Origin of the sequence: Shewanella sp. SG44-6 (assembly GCF_014164185.1) — a bacterium.
GTDB lineage: Bacteria > Pseudomonadota > Gammaproteobacteria > Enterobacterales > Shewanellaceae > Shewanella > Shewanella vesiculosa.
In genome coordinates this window covers 1-1416 of record NZ_JACJER010000275.1, presented here as the reverse complement: position 1 = coordinate 1416, position 1416 = coordinate 1, and the positions used below count along the sequence as shown (strand labels likewise).

Below are 1416 nucleotides of genomic sequence, written 5' to 3'. Positions count from 1 at the left end.
GTCATATATGGACCCACCCGTTTTGCAAGTGATTTCGAAGCGTTGATAAACAAATTCATTGCCTTCATATATCCGGCTTGTGAACCGGGTGTTTTATATACCCGCAGCCCTAATGCAATTAGCTAACTACTTTAACTTTATCATTCCGACGGCTTCTAAAGAGCCAATGACGAGTTCAGTTTTAAAGTAGTACAGTCTGACTGTTTATCATTATTTCAAAATCTTTCGCAAATTGTGGTGAGTTTGTTTTACTCGGTGTTACTTACTACTTAAATTAATCAGTTGATTTTGAATCGTATGACTTTGTTATGCAGCATATTCGAGTCGGTAATCTTCTTCATTTGCGATGACCGACCAGGCTATTCTGGCGAGCTTATTGGCCAGAGCCACACATGCTACATTGCTATGCTTTCTACACTTTAATTCGTAAGCCCAGCGGCTTAATTTATCATCTTTACCGTCAACATATTGCAAGGCAGCCCGTGCTCCATGTATTAGTGACGACCTCAAGTGAGGATTCCCTTTTTTCGTGATGCCAGACAGCATGGTTTTGCCACCACTTGAGTTTTGTCTTTGTGTTAATCCGCACCAAGCAGCAAAATGTCGACCATTATGAAACATTTTTCCGTCACCTATGGACGCATATAGTTCTGCTGCTGTCATTGGGCCTACACCAATGACACTTTTTACTCGCTTGCAGATAGGATTATTTCTTGTATAAACATTTATCTTCTTCGTGTAAAACTCAACTTTCTCTTGCGCTGCAACAAAGTCAGCATAAAGTTCGCGAAAACTTTCTCGTGCAAAAGTCGATAACTCATTGCTTTCATCATCTATAAATTCAGGCAACCGAGCCGCTAATGCGGTTTTTCCCTTTGCAGCGCATAAACCATATTCAGCAAGAAAGCCTCTAACTTGATTGTTGATTGCGACCATCGTTTTTACATGTCGCTTTCTCATGCGCAGTACCATTTGAATATCTTCTTGCTCGACGCTTTTTATCGGTACAAATGTCATATTTGGTCGTTGCGCTGCTTCAGCAATGGCTTCAGCATCATTAAAATCATTTTTGTTTTTACGACGATAAGGCACAACATATTGAGGCGCAATGAGCTTAACTTGATGCCCTAATTTAATAAATTCTCTAGCCCAATGATTAGCTCCGCCACAGGCTTCTATCACAATCAACGTTGGCTCTAACTGGGCAAAGACACTGAGCAAGTCGGCACGCTTAATTACTCTCTTTTTAACTAACTTTCCAGCTTGATTAACGGCAAACATGTGGAAAATAGTCTTTGATATATCTAAACCAATTGTTGTAATCTTCATATTCGGACCCGCCCTTTGTTGATAAAGTGTACAAACTTATCATTGCTCACTATGAAGCCGATTAGAAGGGTGGGTCCATCTCATTAT

1 protein-coding gene is annotated in these 1416 nt (G+C 40.3%); it reads right to left on the bottom strand.

From position 1 onward, the window contains the following. Positions 1 to 306: 306 nt before the first annotated feature. Positions 307 to 1329, bottom strand: coding sequence for an IS110 family transposase (locus tag H5185_RS22135; RefSeq protein WP_182743314.1), 1023 nt, complete (start codon positions 1327 to 1329; stop codon positions 307 to 309). Between the last annotated feature and the right edge of the window lie 87 nt (positions 1330 to 1416).

Bases quoted from the DNA above. Each gene is read 5' to 3' on its own strand.
- H5185_RS22135 (WP_182743314.1), bottom strand. From the start codon at position 1,329: ATGAAGATTACAACAATTGGTTTAGATATATCAAAGACTATTTTCCAC.